This is a genomic window from Pedobacter antarcticus, from assembly GCF_900112985.1.
GTDB classification, from domain to species: Bacteria; Bacteroidota; Bacteroidia; order Sphingobacteriales; family Sphingobacteriaceae; genus Pedobacter; species Pedobacter antarcticus.
The window spans coordinates 138,497-157,341 of sequence record NZ_FONS01000001.1; the positions used below are offsets into that span (position 1 = coordinate 138,497).

The 18,845-nt window shown below is 40.6% G+C and carries 10 protein-coding genes, 1 tRNA gene and 1 other RNA gene; 5 read left to right on the plus strand and 7 right to left on the minus strand.

Annotation, left to right across the window (positions count from 1 at the left end):
* Window positions 1-183 precede the first annotated feature (183 nt).
* Complete coding sequence (locus BM192_RS00650) at window positions 184-4,308, plus strand: NACHT domain-containing protein (RefSeq protein ID WP_139218383.1); 4,125 nt, start codon at window positions 184-186, stop codon at window positions 4,306-4,308.
* Window positions 4,309-4,320: 12 nt separating this feature from the next.
* Window positions 4,321-5,514 carry a hypothetical protein gene (locus tag BM192_RS00655; protein ID WP_139218384.1) on the plus strand — a complete coding sequence of 398 codons (1,194 nt, stop codon included), beginning with the start codon at window positions 4,321-4,323 and terminating at the stop codon, window positions 5,512-5,514.
* A 150-nt stretch (window positions 5,515-5,664) separates the two neighbouring features.
* On the opposite strand, the gene BM192_RS00660 is transcribed toward BM192_RS00655, so the two are convergent.
* The 4 genes from BM192_RS00660 to BM192_RS00670 all read right to left on the minus strand — a co-directional run bounded on the left by BM192_RS00660 (window position 5,665) and on the right by BM192_RS00670 (window position 9,513).
* Window positions 5,665-6,636, minus strand: coding sequence for a site-specific integrase (locus BM192_RS00660; RefSeq protein ID WP_051759481.1), 972 nt, complete (start codon window positions 6,634-6,636; stop codon window positions 5,665-5,667).
* A gap of 9 nt (window positions 6,637-6,645) precedes the next feature.
* Window positions 6,646-6,948: an Arm DNA-binding domain-containing protein gene (locus BM192_RS20680; RefSeq protein ID WP_051759483.1), complete on the minus strand. Its 303-nt coding sequence runs from the start codon at window positions 6,946-6,948 to the stop codon at window positions 6,646-6,648.
* A 227-nt stretch (window positions 6,949-7,175) separates the two neighbouring features.
* A tRNA-Lys gene (locus BM192_RS00665) sits at window positions 7,176-7,248 on the minus strand.
* Window positions 7,249-7,437: 189 nt separating this feature from the next.
* Window positions 7,438-9,513: an OPT family oligopeptide transporter gene (locus BM192_RS00670; protein WP_051759485.1), complete on the minus strand. Its 2,076-nt coding sequence runs from the start codon at window positions 9,511-9,513 to the stop codon at window positions 7,438-7,440.
* Window positions 9,514-9,617: 104 nt separating this feature from the next.
* On the opposite strand from BM192_RS00670, the gene BM192_RS00675 reads away from it, so the two are divergent.
* Complete coding sequence (locus BM192_RS00675; protein ID WP_037437838.1) at window positions 9,618-10,112, plus strand: D-glycero-alpha-D-manno-heptose-1,7-bisphosphate 7-phosphatase; 495 nt, start codon at window positions 9,618-9,620, stop codon at window positions 10,110-10,112.
* A gap of 828 nt (window positions 10,113-10,940) precedes the next feature.
* Here the strand turns inward: BM192_RS00675 and fsa are convergent.
* Window positions 10,941-11,606 (minus strand): fructose-6-phosphate aldolase, encoded by a 666-nt coding sequence (gene fsa / locus BM192_RS00680; protein WP_037437840.1) that lies wholly within the window; start codon window positions 11,604-11,606, stop codon window positions 10,941-10,943.
* 100 nt (window positions 11,607-11,706) lie between these two features.
* Window positions 11,707-11,806: signal recognition particle sRNA small type (gene ffs / locus BM192_RS00685), an RNA gene on the minus strand.
* 434 nt (window positions 11,807-12,240) lie between these two features.
* Here ffs and gltB point away from each other — a divergent pair.
* On the plus strand, window positions 12,241-16,752 hold the full coding sequence (gene gltB / locus BM192_RS00690) for a glutamate synthase large subunit (protein ID WP_037437842.1): 4,512 nt from the start codon (window positions 12,241-12,243) through the stop codon (window positions 16,750-16,752).
* A 3-nt stretch (window positions 16,753-16,755) separates the two neighbouring features.
* A complete protein-coding gene (locus BM192_RS00695) occupies window positions 16,756-18,222 on the plus strand; it encodes a glutamate synthase subunit beta (protein WP_037437844.1) in 1,467 nt (488 codons plus the stop codon).
* 82 nt (window positions 18,223-18,304) lie between these two features.
* Here BM192_RS00695 and BM192_RS00700 read toward each other — a convergent pair whose 3' ends face one another.
* Window positions 18,305-18,844, minus strand: coding sequence for an RNA methyltransferase (locus BM192_RS00700; RefSeq protein WP_037437846.1), 540 nt, complete (start codon window positions 18,842-18,844; stop codon window positions 18,305-18,307).
* Between the last annotated feature and the right edge of the window lies 1 nt (window position 18,845).

Below are 18,845 nucleotides of genomic sequence, written 5' to 3' on the forward strand. Positions count from 1 at the left end.
ACGATATGTGGAAGTTTCCCAATCCGACAAAAAGATTGTATAACTCATCCAAAGTATTATTTTACTAGATATAAAGACTTGTCTGTCTTGATGGGATTGCATGCTTTTCGATATCTGGGAATTATTTTTTAACAATACAATTGATTACAAACACTTCGTTTTTTGTTAATGTATATTCGTGTTATGATAAGTGAAAATTCATACGAAAAGCTGAGCTGGGAAAAATTTGAGGACATGTGCGTTTATTTGGCACAATCGATTTTTGATGATCCCTCATTTGAACAATATCTCAAACGGGGCAGCAAGCAACATGGGATTGATATCATTACATTTGATTCCAAGGTTGGTAAGAACTACACCATTCAATGCAAGCATATACAGTCGTTGTCAGTAAATGGACTAAAGAAAATTGTTGGGGAGTTTGAAGTCGGGAAATATCTCAGCCGGACGGCAGTTTTTGTTCTGTCAACAACTTGCGAGCTTCAGACCAAAGAGCTTAGGGATGAAATCGACCTACTGAAAGAATATTTTTTAAAGGAGTATAATATAGATTTTCGCTGTTGGGACAGAAAATTTATCGATCAGGAACTAGTCAAGCATTACCGTATCGTACACTATTTTTTTGGATCTGAGCAGGCAGAAGGCCATTGTTTTTTACCATCTTTTTCAAAAGGAACGGTTTTGCCAGTTGAGGGATTTATCGAAAGAACAGTAAGCTCCCTGGATGTTGAGGATGACGATCCTATTTGGGGAAGAGAACGCCGAGAAAAGTCTTACAGTCTTTACGAAATCATCGTGAAAAATGCACACATCTCGAAACATATCTGTCTTTTGGCAGATGCTTATGAAGGAAAAAGCATGCTGATGAGACAATCTGCATTTCTGCTATCCAATTCCGAAATACCATTTGAAACCATATCGATTGATTTTAAGGCATTCAGCATTAGACCTATAGCTGATATCCTTAATGATCACTTTGGAGCATGGAGGTCAGTGCCAGCTAAAGATCTTGTTATATTGATAGATGGCTTGGATGAAGTTCCAACCGATAAATTCCTAGATGCCATAACCTTTCTTCAAGAGTTCTTATCGAAGTTCTATTTTATCAATATAATTTTTTCCTGTAGAAAGCTGTTCTACAACTACTATGGGCTGAAGGATAAATTTGTGAGTGTCGATTTTTATCAGCTCAATGAACTCAATTATTTCATCTCCCAACAGTATGTCGATGACAATTTAACTAAGAAACAGTCAGAAGACTTTAGCAATAAAATTGATAAGCTTGATGTTGGGGAGCTATTGAGACAACCATTCTATCTGGTGAATCTTGTAAAATGGTTCAGGACTTCTCCAAAAAACCTGCCAGTGGATAAGATTGGCATAGTTACCAAATTCATAGAAGAATCACTAGATGTCTCTTACTCTAGAAGACTTGCAAGGGGCAACGTGCTTCTGCAAAAGAAAGTAGCTTACAGGACTGTTTTGCAAAAATTGGCATTTTCACTGCAACTCTCTGGTTTGAATTCATGTGATAACGATTTCATACAACAACTATTTCTAGAGGATGAAATAGAATTGTTGCAGCATAGTTCGCTTCTCTCTGTTGTTAACGGAAAATGGTCGTTCTATAATGCCTTATTCCAAGAACAACTTGCCGCCATAGCGCTGATTGATTTTGAGATGTCTGAAATCATTAAATTTGTTGCGGTTGGAAAAAAGATAAGAAAGGTTAGGACCAAATGGATACAGACGATTGCTTCGGCAATTTCGCTATTGGATGAACAAAGCGAAAAAAGGAAGAAACTTATTTCGCTGGTGGAAAATGATAACATTGAACTTCTGACATATGGCGATAGTTCCAAATTTACATCCGCATTCAGGTTGTACGTGCTGCAGTCTATTATCAAAAAATGCGTAAAACTGAAAATCAGGTTAGTAAAGGTCGGCGAAAAGGAAATCGCGAATTTTATAGGTTCTGAAAAGAATGCTGTACGATACCTGCTTGAGGTGATGTCCACTGAGACTGTATATGTCGTGAAGGTTGCTATTGCTAGAATACTAAAATTGATCCACTTGGAGCAAGAAGAATTGGAACTATTTGAAAAATTGGCAATTAATGAACTTCAGGTCCTTAATGATCCCTATTATGGTAAGATCTTAATGGACAGCCTGTGTCATTATTCTACCGACGTCAAAACCCTTTTGCCTATACTGTTCAAGCGTAAGAACCTGCTCGGGCAACATGAATTCAGAAATGGTATCTACAAGCTATTGTTGAAGAATGGGCTTTCAGAACAATATTATGATTTTGGAATTGAAGGTTTTCAGGTTCTGGTAGACTATAACAGAAGTATCAGCCACCATGGTTCTGAAAGAAAGCTGGAGGAATTTTTATTGAGCACCCGTCATTTTGAATCATCTAAAAAGCTATTCCAGCTTATGCAGACAGATTCCTGGACGAGCTTTAAGGGATTTCGAAAAGACGACATCAAAAATTTCGTTGTGAAACTGGAGGTGCAGTGTTCAGAAATTTTCATGTCCAACCCAATGATAGTATTTTCGGTCGTCAATTTTATGGAGTTTCTTGGGCGAAGATCAATTAAGGAGGAATATCGTGAGCTAAACCAATTTTTTTCAAACACCAATACAACTTTACTGGCAGTCAAAACCCTTTTGTTAAAGAACGAGCAGCATAATTATTGGGAGCTGGCAGACATTATCTCGGAAGAATGTTTTGAGCACGTTTTATGGTGCCTGGAAGAGGGCTACGTCGTTAGAAATGTTGTTGAGACGTTCATTACGAGATTACGCCATGACTCCAGGGTTAAGGAGGCGGATCAGCTGGAGACGATGCTCTTTAACGCATTTGGTAAAACCACAGCAGTTAGAGAATCGATTTACGAATTTTACCGGGATTCTGAAGAGATAAAATTTCAGAATGATTTAAAGTTCGTGCAATCCCAAAGTGCATTTAGGGAAGCTGTAGTAGCCTATTTTTATGGATTTGGAAAAAAGACCATTCCCTCGGACTCGTTATACATAGATCATGCAGATAAAAAGGAGCGGTATAAGACCGATTCCTACATCCTGCATAATTTCTTGGTGAGATATTGCAGGGATAACGAAAAGGTTCTGTTAAGGGATTGCCTAAAAATCATTGACAATAGCGACCATTTCGAATTTGTGAGGGCAGAATTGATATTGGATTATAACTTCAATGAAAGGCGAAAAAAGGAAGAGCAAAATCTGGTAAGAATTGCTGGCCAATATTTCTCAGATCACGTTGGAAGTGTTAATTTTTCCAACACATATTTTATGGAAGGGCAATATTTGCACTGGCGGATTAAGGAAAAGCTTCTCGGTAAACTCTTTGTCAAGTTCGGGCTTGAAGTCAAGGATGACCAGGCATTGGATCTACTATGGTTGGACAAGGATGGTATAAAGGGAGTCGAACACAACCGTCTCAACAAGCGTTCCTCCATAGCGCAGATATTACTGGAACGATTCAGTGGCAATAAGGCACCACTTATTGAAAGGATACTGAAAAATATGTACGATGGAATAAGTTATGTTCCCGTTCTTGGCTCACATATTGGGCTTTGCGGACACCTTAAAATACATGAAGCTGCCGATTTCATACTGGAACAGGTGAAGTCAGGAATTATTTCAAATGAAGATTACTCCGCCATAGACATCTTTTTGAAACTGGATGGGGATAAGGAGAAGTTATTACCACTGTTGCGGACCTTTAGTAATTATGAAGATTATTTTTTTATACACCTTGTCAAACTTTTGCACATTGATTTCCAGGATGAGGTAGGAGCCATTTTGGAAAGGGGCCTATCGCAACACGGATTGAGTATTGAGAAGCAGATCGAGTTCTCAAAATATCTTTCTTCGATGGGAAACAGAACCGGTTTTACTTTTTTGATCGGACATATGCGCAAGAATAAAGTTTCTCCCTATTACACACAGAGTGGATTTGAGATTTGGAATGTAGATACCACCTGGGGGCTAGACCAGATTGAGGATCTTTTATACCTGGTAGTTGAAGAAGATAATCGAGATAGACGTTTCTATGATACACCAAAAAGTTTCTTGGTTGAACTTATAAGAGGTTTTGCGGCAAAGAGCGAACAAGACCTGCTCATCGTTGAACAATTCATCAACAAGAATATTAGGGCCCTGAAACCGAAGTTTGAATATGCAAACCACCTATCTTGGCATCTTGAAAATGCACTCGAGAATTTTAGAAATACTGAAGACGGTATAATGTCTGTCGAAAAGATCAAGGCAATTATCTATTAATAAGAATTCCATATGAACAGCACGATAAATGAGCTTTTACCAATGATCAAGATAGGACTTGAGAACCAATCCTTATTTTCAGCTGGTTCCAAAAATATTCCGGTAACAAAGATAGAACTGCTTAACGTTGATACAATCTCAGCAACCATCGTTACCGAGTTTTCCAGGATTAATGATGTGAAGATGGAAGTGGCGACAGTTATCGGTTTTTTTAATGGTTTTTTTCGAAATGACCATTTGCATCTTAAGATTGCGAACTATGCCGTAAGTATCCTTGATGTAAATGGAGAAGAGTTGCTCTATGCAATATGCTCGAAAAGTAATGCTGAGCTTCTTGGGAAAAGTAATGCGTTGGATTGGCTAAGAACAGTCTATTTTCAGGAAAACACATCAGATTATAGACTTCAACGTGCAAAATTGATAATTTCAGAGATTGAAAATGGCCTCAGGTTCGCGATAAAGGAGGTGTTAATGAACGTTTATGGTGAAAATTGGTGGTTGGACAAGATTGATGAGAAGATAAGGTCTAGTGTAGATGATGTTTATTTAAGCCAGTTTGGTGAAACGATTTCGCAAGGCAACATACTCATCGATTATACATTCACGATGCATCTAAAAAAAATAATTCTAGTCCACTGGAAAGAGTTTTCGAAATTTTTCATTAGCAAACGTGACTTCGAATCTCAAGTGGAAAAATTAAATCTTATTAGGCGTGAAGAGGCACATAACAGGCCTATCACTCTTTTAAACATCATCGATCTGGAAGAGATACACCAGAGGTTGCTAGCAAAGCTACTCGACATATATCCATCGCTTACCTCCATGTATATGGTTGAAAACTGGAGGATAAAAATTAGCTCGATTTCTTTGGTCAGGCCGAAAACCGATAATTTTTCTGAACGATTTTCCAATGAGACCAATGATGTAGTAAAAATCAAATTGATAATCGAACATACTGAAAATCTAATTAGCTATATAAATGAAGTCATCACACTGCTTAATTCCATTCCTGTTCCTCCCCAGAAAAGTGGGCGACATAAAACCTTGGTAGGTCTATATGAAACCCATCGAGAGCTGGAGGAAGAAATACTCGTTAACATTCACGGAAATAAACTGGCTGCTGCCGTAGCTTTCCAGGGTAAAGTAGCTTCGCATGATCTTATTATAAAAGAATTTATAAATGATTTTCTTAACCAAGAAATATAGTGTAACGTTATTCGGTTGTACAATGACTAGACTACCTTCGACATTCTCATAATTCTATCAACTTTCAAAGAAAATATTGGTTCTATGGCCTTGAAAAGAAACTGCATAGGTGTCCCAAGTATTCTTGCGACACACTACTATCATAATTTACTAATTATCTTTTCTTAATTCTCCATTGTCATCAAATAATATACTTTTCGCATCTTTCATTTTCTTGCTAATTCTGCTTTTCTTTACTCTGGCATATCTTTGAGTAGTGCGAATATTTTTATGCCCTAGCATTTTGCTCACACCCTCCAATGGAAAGTTCAAAACATTCAGCATTATATCTGCGAAGATATGACGTGCAAGATGACTATTTAGCGGTTTTCCAATGTTGCATATTTCAGATAATTCTTTTAAATAGGTGTTGTACCTGAAATTACTGTTTACAGGAATTAATTTGTTGTAAATTTTACAATACTTATCGTTCTTATATTTCTCAATTAGTTCTGCGACAATTGGAAGTATGGGCACCATTTCTGCAACTTTTGTTTTTCCACGTTCTTTGATCAGCCATGGTTCGTTTTGCGGTCCGACGTTAACAATGTGGTCCTTACTTAGGTTATAGATATCCTGATAAGCGAATCCGGTGAAGCATTGGAATATGAATGCGTCTCTCACCTTACCTATACGTTCAATGCTGATTTTTTTTCGCCACAGCTTTTCTACATCAAAAATTTCAAGAGGCATTATCTCTGGGTCTTCCGACCCACATTTAAATTTTTGAAGTGGATTCTTTGCAATCCACTGATTAGCCTCCGCTACATTTAATATCTGCTTCAAATTTTTGATCTGTTTCATTGCAGCCGGATCTTTTAGTGCAGGAACTCTTTTTACGGCAAGGAACTTATAGAATTTCTGTGCGAATGAATACTGAATAGATGATAATTCAATGTCATTGGCTTTAAACTCAAATCTTAGAAATTCAATTATTTTCTTCTTTGTTGCTTTCCATTGTTTTAACGTTTCATTCGACCTTAGGTTTTTTTCTACCAGTTCAGCAAAATCATTGATGTGGATATTGGTTAACTCCAGTAATTGAGGAATTTCTTGCTCTATTTTGTTATTGTCGTTTTCCATTGGAAAATTCTAGAATACATTTTTCAGCATTATTGGTGTGACATCATCAAATTTGGTTTTGAGTACCGTAAAATTAATTTCCAAGGAACTCTCGATGTGATTGAGTGCTGAATTGATTTTCTTTAAATTGATAGATCCTATGACCTTTTTGGTTTTAACGTCCCATTCCGATAGATGTACTTTTTGTGAGGTAGAAAACTCTGCATCTTTTCCATCTATAGATATTCTACAGATAATAGGTGCAAAGCCTTTAGAATCGGCCTTTGATTTACGGTGCCAGAAAAGGATTTTAAGGGTTTGGTTACTTTTCATTTCTCAATCTTTTGGTAAAACATTTTGTTTGTTTTCAGATTGTTCTTCAGTACTTTAGATCAATTCGATCAGGTATGACTGGTGCCCAAATTTACCAACTAAAATTAGGCACCAGTTAGGGCACCAGTTGTAGTGGTTTAAGATGGTTTGAAATGACTTATTATTTTTTCGGATTGCGGTTTAAAATATCTTTTAAACAGAAAAGGCGCAATCTCTTGCGCCTTTTGTGATCCCGCTGGGATTCGAACCCAGGACCACTACATTAAAAGTGTAATGCTCTACCAGCTGAGCTACGGAATCATCCTTTAAATTTCAACGATTTTGACAACCGTTTTCCTTTATTGTGATGCAAATATAGAACTAGAATACATCCCTTGCAAATTAATATGCTGACAAAATGATATTCGCCTGAATGTAAGCCAGATTAATTAATAAAGCCGGCGAAAAACCGGCTTTACCCATGTTATTTAGCTTAAAAACGCATCTTTTTTATTCTCTATCCAGTGGTTTTTCTTCCGGATTTGGTTTGCTGCCGATGTTATAAAGCACAAATCCCATGAATAAGAAGATTAATACACCTAATATCTGGTATCCGCCGTCCCCAAACCAGGTGCTCAATAGCGGTTCCAGGTTTACTTTGCTCAAATTATCCCTCACAGACGGGATAACCATCAATACAGCGACGACAACTCCGGCTAATGCACCACCGGCAACCAGTCCGGTTGCGAACAGGTTACCAGGGCCTAATTCTTCCTCTTCGAGCGTTTTTATTTTTTTACGCTCTTTCCATTCAACGAAACCTTTGATTGCACCACCGGCAAAGATCGGCAGGGTAGTGGATAGCGGGAGGTAAGCACCAACAGCGAAGGATAAGGAGTTCACACCGCATAACTCAATGGTGATGGCGATAAACACACCTACCAGTACATATTGCCAGTCCAGATTAAAAGATAACATCCCTTTAATCAGCGTGGCCATTAAAGTCGCCTGGGGAGCAGAATATTCTGCGGTACCGATGGCGTGATGAATCCCCTGTGCAAGCATTTCCGGGGTAGGTGTATCCAGGATCCGGACGGTTAAGCCAATCACAATAGAAGATACGATTACACCAATAAATAAAGCGATCTGCTGATATTTTGGAGTTGCACCTATAATATAACCCGTTTTTAGATCTTGAGAAGTTGCACCGGCATTTGCAGCAGCGATACAGATCATACCGCCGACAACCAATGCCATTGGTTCGTATACTTTACCCGTCCAGCCGACAGCAATAAATACCAGGCAGGTTCCCATGATTGTGGCAATGGTCATTCCTGAGATTGGATTATTACTCGATCCGATCAGGCCGACAATACGGCTGGAAACGGTAACGAAGAAGGCACCAAATAATACAACGAGCACACCGATCAGCAGGTTACTACCGAATCCGTTACTTGGAATTTGCGGGAGGACAGCGACCAGGATAATAAGTAATAAACTACCTATACCCACAACTTTAAGGGAAAGATCGCGGTCAGTTCTTTTAATGTCTGATTCTATTTTGCCTTCTTTCAAAGATCCTATGCTGTCTTTAAATGAAGAAATGATAGTCGGGATAGTTTTAAGCAAAGTGATAAAACCACCTGCAGCTACTGCGCCGGCACCGATTTGTTTCACATAAGCCTGGTAAATTGCGAGTGGATAATCCGAGAACGTCTGGGTATCCGGATTCCAGCCAACAGAACCGCCGGCTTTAGTGATATCTGCCAGTAAGCCGAGTTTAACCAATTGATTTGCAGCTAATATTGGGTCGATTAAGGTTGCCAGTAAGGGGATTAATCCTAACCATGCTAATACACCACCAGCGACAAGGACACCAGCGATCTTTGGGCCGATAATATAACCGACACCCAGATATTCGGGTGTAATTTCACCGCTAACCTGTGCAGCGGGAAGGAATTTATTAGTTTGAGTAGTGATCCAAGCCGGAGCTTCAGCGATGATATGGAATACTTTCTGGAACATGGCGTAAACCATGGCGAAGCCTAGTCCCCAGAAAGCAGTACGGGCGAATGTGCCGCCGCGTTCACCCGCTTTGAGTACCGAGGCACAGGCTGTACCTTCGGGATAGGGCAGGGTATCATGCTCTTTAACGATGAGTGAGCGGCGTAAAGGGATCATCATCATAGTTCCCAGCACACCACCCAGGATCGCCAGGATCAGGATAGTCATATAATTGAAAAAGGCATCACCGGAGCTTTGTCCGCCGATATCTGTACTCAGGAATAGAAAGCCGGGCAGCGTGAATACTACACCCGCAGCGATCGATTCACCGGCAGAGCCTGTTGTCTGAATAATGTTGTTCTCGAGAATAGTGGTCTTAAAAAATTTCTTACCTAGAGTAATTGCCAGAACGGCGATTGGAATGGATGCGGAAACAGTTAATCCGGCTTTTAAGGCGAGGTATACAGTAGCAGCTCCGAAGATGATACCAGCTATGCAACCAAGCAGAATTGATTTAATCGTGAATTCAGCTACCTTACTTTCGGCAGGGATGAACGGTTTAAATTCGTCTTGAGTCATCATAAAAAATTATGGTTTAAAGGTATCTATTTTTGCCCGGCAAACAAGATTGATGGTTGAAGAGGTTAATATTTTTATCATCTTAGCGGCCATAACCAACCATTAAAATGAATAAAGCAATATTTTTAGACCGTGACGGAGTCCTGAACCATGAGATTTATGACTATATCTGCAGACTGGAAGACTTTGAAGTCCTGGAATACCAGATCCCGCCATTAAAGCGGTTTTATGATGAAGGATACCTGCTGGTAGTCATCACAAACCAGGGCGGAATTGCGCTGAACCGCTATACAGAAGAAACACTTGCAGAAATGCATGAGATCCTTTTCAATAAGTTTGAAGAGCAGGGCGCTGAAATTATTCATGCCTATTACTGCCCGCACCATCCAACGGTGAGCGGCGAATGTGAATGCAGAAAACCTAAATCAGGCATGCTGCTGGAAGCAATTGCAGAATATGATATTGACCCTGCGCAATCTGTAATGATTGGAGATAAACCCAGAGATGTCGAAGCTGCAAATGGAGCAGGAGTGAAGGGCGTTCTGATTGCTCCTGATGAGCAGATTGACTACGACCAGATCAAAGCAGTACTTGCTTCTTAAAAAAAGCGATAACAAATATTATCCCTCCGGACCAGAACCAAGCCAATTTTTTGTCCATTCCTGAAAAAGCTGTGCACTAAATACAGTGTAATGGATAGGGAAGAAGTTTAGTTCTGGTTCTGTTTCGGTCTTGTGAGTACCATATAGTGCTGTCGTTCGACTGGAGCCTGAACATTCCCTGAACTTAACCCGAGGTCGACCCGAAGCCGACCCGAACGCCATTAGATTTTATCTTCTTGAAATCGCAGAAAGAACTTTTCTCAAAGACTTTTCTAAATCCAAACTCTAAAAAAGCGAAGCAGAATATAAACTAGAACTGGCCTGGTGAATAAGGTTCTGGTCATGTTTTGTTCGGGTCTCGTTTGACTGTTCTTTTACTCTTGTTCAACTGAACCCCACACCATACCCACAAGAACCCCACACGTACCCACAGCGAACCCACAAGATGGTGTATTCTAGTGAGTTATTTACGGGGTTTCGACTAAAAACACCAATTAGTACTGCATCAGAACCCGAATAACCCAGTCATCTCGACTCAAAGCCATGGTTGTATCTCGTTAGAGTCTTGTTAGAGCCATGTTCTTGGTTGGCACATCTTTATAAGGGGTTGGCCCAATTTTACCCCATCGTTGACCCAATTATAGATAATAACAAAGCAACATCGGAATATATAAAAAAGCGAACTGGATAAGCGGTGATCCAATGACATCAAGACAAAATAACCCCGGAACCAATTAACTCCCAAGCCAATCCGCTTTTAATCTAAACACACGAAAAAGGGCTCCTGAATTATTCAGGAGCCCTTTAATAAGATAAAGAAATTTGTGCTTATGCGTTTGCTTCCGCAGCTTTTTTATGATCTGCAAGGAAAGTCGCCAATCCATTGTCAGTTAATGGGTGCTTCAACAAGCCTAAGATCGAAGATAATGGACCAGTCATAACATCAGCACCTAATTTAGCGCAGTTGATGATATGTAACGGACCTCTGATCGAAGCAGCCAAGATTTCAGTTTCGTAACCGTAGTTATCAAAAATTAAACGGATATCTTCAATTAATTGCAAACCGTCCTGACCTATATCGTCTAAACGACCTAAGAAAGGGGATACGTAAGTAGCACCTGCTTTGGCAGCTAATAAAGCTTGACCTGCAGAGAAAATTAAAGTACAGTTAGTTCTGATGCCTTTTGAAGAGAAATATTTGATGGCTTTAATACCGTCTTTGATCATCGGAACTTTAACTACGATTTTTGGATCTAGTTTAGCCAAAGCTTCACCTTCTTTAATGATATTCTCAAAATCTGTAGAGATTACTTCTGCACTTACATCGCCGTCTACAATAGCACAGATAGCTTTGTAATGGTCTGTTACCTTTTGGTCTCCGGAAATTCCTTCCTTCGCCATAAGGCTTGGATTCGTAGTTACACCATCTAATACACCAAGGTCCTGGGCTTCTTTGATTTGCTCAAGATTAGCCGTGTCAATGAAAAATTTCATGATTATATAATTTAGGGAATAAAAAACTGGAGAAGTGTTCAGCGTATGCTTTTGACGGAAGATTGTGCGTTGAAAGCATAGTCAATCTGAAAAAGTAAAAAATGGGCAAGCAACCTTTATCGCACCGCTACAACCTCCTACCCTTGCTTCGTTCCCGCCCTGGGGGAGTTCAAAGGGAGCTGATCGTAAAGGACTTGCCCACTGCAAATGTAGCAAAAGAGTTTAGTCTGCAAAAACGAAATTCAAAAAAAAGTCCAGGAAAATATTTAACTTCAGATAATGAATTGAAGACGAGTGAATTGTAATTGAATATTTTTTTCAAATATTTTTCAGCGTATAGATTTTTGAGTCAAATTGATGGTTTTTGCGCTGAGAGCAGGGGAGGTTAAATGCCTTATTATGCTCGGAAAGCCAATTTTTTGTTCAAAAATTCATTTTTGCCAGTCATTTTTAACGCTCCCAAATAGACTACTTTCGTTCAATTGCCAAGTTGATAATTTTCGACTGTAAAAATTGCCAAGTTGATAATTTAACCCTATTGAAATTATGCTATTCTTTGTTTTTCACAAAAAAAATAACAGAATGGTAATTGATCAAAAATTTAAATACCTTAGTGTTTAGAATACAATTAGATATGGAACAACTACAAGATAATGAGGGCTTATACGACTCCAAATTCGAGCACGATGCTTGCGGTATTGGGTTCGTAGCCCATGTGAAGGGAAGAAAGTCACAACAAATTATTTCAGACGCTATAACCATTCTGGAAAACCTTGACCACCGGGGTGCATGCGGTGCAGAGATTAATACAGGCGATGGGGCAGGTATTATGATACAGATACCCCACGAATTTCTATATGACGAATGTTTAAAGATAGGTTTCAGTCTGAATCAATCGGGCGATTATGGCGTAGGGATGTTATTCTTGCCAAAAGACGTTAGAGCAAGGGAAGAATGTCGTGAAGTAATATACAGAGCAGCAGAAAAGCTGGGTCTGGATGTATTAGGCTTCAGGAAAGTAAATACTAATCCTGCGGATATTGGAGATATGGCACTGTCAGTAGAGCCGGAAATGGAACAACTCTTTGTTTCACGCCCCGAAAATATTGCTGCCGGCGCAGATTTTGAACGTAAACTATATGTCTTTAAGAACTACCTGAGCAAAACCATTCTGGGTACAGTTAAAGGAATTAAAGCAGATTTTTATATCGCTTCATTTTCTTCACGTACTATAGTATATAAAGGACAGCTAACATCTATGCAGGTTAGAACCTATTTCACAGAGTTAAGTGATAAAAGAGTTGTTTCTGCATTTGGTTTAGTCCACTCACGTTTTGCTACGAATACCTTTCCATCATGGAGGCTGGCACAACCATTCCGATATATTGCCCACAATGGTGAGATTAACACCTTACAAGGTAACCTGAACTGGTTCCGTGCAAGTGTGAAATCATTTGCTTCCAGCTATTTTACTGCTGAAGAATTGAATATCCTGCTCCCGGTGATCGATGAATCACAATCAGATTCCGGCTGTCTGGACAATATTATAGAATTATTATTGCATGCCGGCCGTTCCTTGCCACATGTAATGATGATGCTGATTCCTGAAGCATGGGATGGTAATGAAGACATGGATGAGCTTAAACAAGCCTTCTACAAATTCCATGCAACCTTAATGGAGCCTTGGGATGGACCAGCGGCCATTGCTTTTACAGATGGTAATCTAATTGGTGCCACACTGGACAGAAATGGTTTAAGACCTTCCCGTTATGCAATTACTAAGGATGACCGCGTAATTATGGCATCTGAATCTGGCGTACTGGCTTTAGATCAGAGCGAGATTATCGAAAAAGGCAGATTAACCCCTGGTAAAATGTTCGTTGTGGATATGGAACAGGGCAGAATTATCAGCGATGCCGAAATCAAACAAGAAGTATGCAGCCGTAAGCCTTATGGTGACTGGTTAAATCAATATCAGATCCGCCTGGAAGAACTTTCAGATCCAAGAGTGGTCTTTACAGGACTTTCACAAGAGTCTATTTTTAAATATCAGCAGGTATTTGGTTATAGCAGGGAAGATGTCGACCTGATTCTGAAACCGATGGCTTTAGAAGCGAAAGAGCCAATTGGTTCTATGGGTACAGATATCCCGCTGGCCGTACTTTCTCAGAAACCCCAGCATTTATCTTCTTATTTCAAGCAGTTATTTGCACAGGTTACCAACCCGCCAATTGACCCGATCCGTGAAAAAGTGGTGATGAGTCTTGCTGGTTTTATGGGGAACAATGGTAATTTGCTGGAAGAGCATGCTATGCAATGTCACTGTGTCGGTATTAAACACCCGATCCTGACTAACCTGGAACTGGAGAAAGTACGTAGTATTGATACCGGTGTATTCCAGTCTAAAACTTTGCAGACTTATTTCCGTGCAGATGGTAAACCAGGCTCATTGGCTAAAGCACTGGAACGTTTGTGCCGTTACGCAGTAGATGCAGTAGAAGACGGATTCCAGGTATTGGTCCTTTCAGACCGTGCATTGGACTCTGAGCATGCTGCTATTCCATCTTTACTGGCTGTTTCGGCGGTACACCATCACCTGATCCGTAAAGGTCATCGTGGTGCGGTAGGTATCGTGGTTGAAGCGGGAGACGTATGGGAAGTACATCATTTCGCTTGTCTCATTGGTTTTGGTGCGACTGCAGTGAACCCTTATCTGGCTCTGGAAACGATTACCGGATTCCAGAAAGAAAGTGGTATGGCCGTCAATAAATTAATTGATAATTATATCTACGCTGTAAATAACGGATTGCTGAAGATCTTCTCTAAAATGGGAATTTCCACTTTACAATCTTACCATGGTGCACAGATCTTCGAAATTCTGGGTATCCATAAAAGTGTGGTAGATAGCTATTTCAGCGGTGCTGTATCCAGAATCGGCGGTTTGGGACTGGATGAAATTGCACGTGAAGCATTAATTAAACACAGCCGTATTTTCGGAAAGAACACCCGCCCGGATGCAATCCTGCCAACTGGTGGTAATTATAAATGGCGCAGAAAAGGGGAGCAGCATTTGTTTAACCCGCAGACTATCCATTTATTACAAAATGCGACCCGCAAAAACGACTACCAAACGTATAAACAATATAGCAAGCTCGTTAATGAGCAGACTAAGCAGGCTTATACTATCCGCGGATTGTTTGAATTTAACTATAACCGCTCTTCGGTACCACTGGATCAGGTAGAACCGGTTGAAAGTATCTTAAAACGTTTCGCTACAGGAGCGATGTCTTTCGGGTCCATATCCCATGAAGCACACTCTACACTAGCGATTGCGATGAACCGGATCGGTGGAAAAAGTAATACCGGAGAAGGTGGAGAAGACGAACTGCGTTATGAAAAAATGGCCAATGGAGATTCTATGCGTTCTTCGATCAAACAGATCGCTTCTGCAAGATTTGGCGTAACCAGTAACTATTTGACCAACGCAGATGAGCTGCAGATTAAAATGGCTCAGGGTGCTAAACCGGGTGAAGGGGGCCAGCTTCCAGGGCATAAAGTAGATGACTGGATTGCAAAAGTCCGCCATGCTACTCCGGGTGTTGGTTTAATTTCGCCGCCTCCACACCATGATATTTACAGTATTGAAGATTTAGCTCAGCTGATCTTTGATTTGAAAAATGCAAATCGTAAGGCCAGAATCAATGTAAAACTCGTTTCTAAAGCAGGCGTAGGTACAATTGCTGCTGGTGTGGCTAAAGCACATGCAGATGTTATCCTGGTATCTGGTTTTGATGGTGGTACAGGTGCTTCGCCTTTAACTTCTATTCAGCATGCCGGCCTTCCCTGGGAACTTGGTTTAGCTGAAGCGCATCAGACTTTAGTGAAAAACAGACTACGCAGCCGTGTGGTCCTGCAAACTGACGGGCAGCTAAAAACAGGTAAAGATATCGCTGTTGCGGCTTTACTAGGGGCTGAAGAATGGGGTGTGGCTACTGCTGCATTAGTTACTTCGGGCTGTATCATGATGCGTAAATGTCACTTAAATACTTGTCCTGTAGGTGTGGCGACTCAAGATCCTAACCTGCGTAAGTTATTTACCGGAGAAGCAGATCATGTAGTTAACCTGTTTTACTTCCTGGCCGAAGAACTGCGTGAGATTATGGCAGAATTAGGTTTTAAATCTGTAGAGGAAATGGTTGGTCAGGCAGATGCACTGAGCTTGCGTGCTGTTGATCCTGCAGACTGGAAACTGAAAAACCTGGATCTTTCCGCAATCTTATATAAAGCGCCTGATAATGGTTTGAGCCTGTTCCAGACTGAATTCCAGGACCATGGAATAGATAATGTACTGGATCATCAGCTGATTGCTGCTGCAGGACCTGCATTATTTAATAAGGAGCCTGTATTCCAGTCGTTTGAGGTGAAAAACACGGATCGTGCAATTGGTACCATGTTATCTAACGAAGTTTCGAAAGTTTATGGCAGTGCAGGTTTACCGGCTGATACCATCAACTTTAAATTCCACGGTTCTGCCGGACAAAGTTTTGGTGCTTTCACCGCAAGAGGTATTTCACTGGAGCTGGAAGGTGAAGGAAATGACTATGTTGGTAAAGGCTTATCAGGCGCAAGGATTTCGATTTATCCGTTTAAAGAAGTGACTTATGTCCCAGAGCAGAATATCATTCTGGGGAATGTTGCTTTATATGGTGCGACATCCGGCGAATTATTCGCAAGAGGTTTAGCCGGAGAACGTTTTGCTGTGAGAAACTCAGGTGCAACAGCAGTTATTGAAGGTTTAGGAGACCATGGTTGTGAGTATATGACTGGTGGAGAAGTTCTCGTACTGGGTAATACAGGAAGTAATTTCGCTGCCGGAATGAGCGGTGGTGTAGCCTGGATTTACGATGTGAACGGAGATTTTCCACATAAATGTAATACCGAAATGGTAGATCTGGATCCGCTTCAGGAAGAAGATGAAATCAGAATCAACAGTTTGCTGAAGAAACATATTCAGTTGACTGGTAGTAAATTAGCTGAATTTATCTTAAGTGACTGGGCGACACAATCCGCGCATTTCGTTAAAGTATTCCCTAAAGAATACAAAGCGGTTTTATTAAAAAGAAGTTCAACGATCAAAACATCATAAATTATGGGAAAAGTAACTGGATTTTTAGAATATGAGAGAACTGCTCCTGTAAAAGAAGATGCTAAAACGAGATTACAGCATTATAAGGAGTTCGTAGTTTCTTTCGAAAAAGAACAGGTTAAACAGGAAGCGGCCCGCTGTATGGACTGTGGTGTTCCATTTTGTCAATCGGGTTGCCCGCTTGGAAATGTAATTCCAGAGTTTAATGAAGCCGTTTATAAAAGAGAATGGGAGCTGGCTGCAGGTATTCTATTAAGTACCAACAACTTCCCTGAGTTTACCGGACGTATCTGCCCGGCTCCATGTGAGTCTGCATGTGTACTGGGAATTAATAAATCTCCTGTATCTATTGAGGATATCGAGAAGCATATTATTGAGATTGCTTTCGAAAAAGGCTTTATTAAAGCCGATCCGCCAATGATCAGAACTGGTAAAAAGGTAGCCGTTATCGGTTCCGGACCTGCTGGTCTTGCTGCTGCTGCTCAATTGAACCGTGCAGGTCATGAGGTAGTTGTTTACGAAAGGGACGATACACCAGGTGGTTTATTAAACTACGGGATCCCTGATTTTAAATTGCAGAAAGATGTGGTAAGACGCCGTATCAGCCTGATGGAAAAAGAGGGTATTACGTTTAAATGTAATGCCAACGTAGGTGTAAACATAGAATTGAACACCTTACTGAGAGAGAATCAGTCTATTGTACTGGCTGGTGGCTCTACTGTACCACGTGATCTGCCTGTAACGGGCAGAACAGCTCAAGGGATTCATTTCGCCATGGACTTCCTGAAACAACAGAACAAACGTGTCAGAAATTTTGCAATCGCACAGGAAGATATTCTCGCAACCGGAAAAGATGTAATCGTTATTGGTGGTGGTGATACAGGATCTGATTGTATTGGTACTTCTAACCGTCAGGGTGCACGTTCTGTTACGCAGTTTGAGATTATGCCAATGCCGGCTGAGAAGCGTACAGATAACATGCCATGGCCTACTTTTCCAATGTTATTAAAAGTAACCAGCTCACATGAAGAGGGTTGCAGCAGAGCATGGGGAGTAAATACCAAAGCATTCCTTGCAGACGAAAATAATAATCTGCGCGCACTTAGAATTGTAGATGTGCAGTGGGATATTGATGCGAACGGCAGACCTGTAAACTTCAAAGAAGTAGAGGGAACTGAGCGTGAATTACCTTGCCAGCTAGTGCTTTTAGCGATGGGTTTCCTGTATCCGCAAAAAGAAGGACTACTGGAAAAACTGGGTGTCGAGTTTGACAACCGCGGTAATGTAAAAGCAGAAGAGGGTAAATATCAAACCAATATTGCCAAAATCTTTACTGCTGGTGATATGAGAAGAGGACAGTCGCTGGTTGTCTGGGCCATTTCGGAAGGCCGCGAAGCAGCGAGAAAAGTAGATGAATATCTGATGGGTGAGAGCAGATTGCCAACCAAAGATGGTATTCCCTACGCTTAAAGAGCTTTTAAAACCAAACCTATACTAACCAAGAAAGCCCCTGGATTTATTCAGGGGCTCATTTTTTTTCAGGAGTATCCGTTTATTTAACCAGCAGGCGCATCTTTGCATAGAAGTCCCAGAGGACAATTCCTGCCGAGATGACAATATTGAAAGAGTGTTTAGTGCCGAATTGTGGAATTTCAATGCAGTTATCAATTACCGCCATTACTTCTTCACTCACACCATTTACCTCGTTCCCGAAGATCAGCGCATATTTCTCCTGCTGTCCCGGCTTAAATTCATGCAGATAAATACTATCTACAGCCTGTTCAATGGCGATAATTTTATAGCCATCTGCTTTAAGATTCTGAATGGCATCGAGCGTATTCTCATAATGTTTCCAGTCTACGGAAGCTGTCGCGCCGATAGCTGTCTTTTCGATTTCTCTATGTGGTGGCTGCGCAGTAATACCGCACAGGTATATTTTTTCAATGGAAAAGCCGTCTGCTGTTCTGAATGCCGATCCGACATTATTCATACTGCGAACATTATCCAGTACAACCACTACAGGTAATTTCTCCTGCTCCTTAAAAGCGGCTACATCTACACGGTTTAAATCTGTAGTCTTTAATTTCTGCATG

Coding starts and splice junctions, on each gene's coding strand:
- BM192_RS20680 (WP_051759483.1), bottom strand. CDS start 6,948: ATGAAAAGTAACCAAACCCTTAAAATCCTTTTCTGGCACCGTAAATCA.
- BM192_RS00695 (WP_037437844.1), top strand. CDS start 16,756: ATGGGAAAAGTAACTGGATTTTTAGAATATGAGAGAACTGCTCCTGTA.
- BM192_RS00700 (WP_037437846.1), bottom strand. CDS start 18,844: ATGCAGAAATTAAAGACTACAGATTTAAACCGTGTAGATGTAGCCGCT.
- BM192_RS00660 (WP_051759481.1), bottom strand. CDS start 6,636: ATGGAAAACGACAATAACAAAATAGAGCAAGAAATTCCTCAATTACTG.
- BM192_RS00655 (WP_139218384.1), top strand. CDS start 4,321: ATGAACAGCACGATAAATGAGCTTTTACCAATGATCAAGATAGGACTT.
- BM192_RS00675 (WP_037437838.1), top strand. CDS start 9,618: ATGAATAAAGCAATATTTTTAGACCGTGACGGAGTCCTGAACCATGAG.
- gltB (WP_037437842.1), top strand. CDS start 12,241: ATGGAACAACTACAAGATAATGAGGGCTTATACGACTCCAAATTCGAG.
- BM192_RS00650 (WP_139218383.1), top strand. CDS start 184: ATGATAAGTGAAAATTCATACGAAAAGCTGAGCTGGGAAAAATTTGAG.
- fsa (WP_037437840.1), bottom strand. CDS start 11,606: ATGAAATTTTTCATTGACACGGCTAATCTTGAGCAAATCAAAGAAGCC.
- BM192_RS00670 (WP_051759485.1), bottom strand. CDS start 9,513: ATGATGACTCAAGACGAATTTAAACCGTTCATCCCTGCCGAAAGTAAG.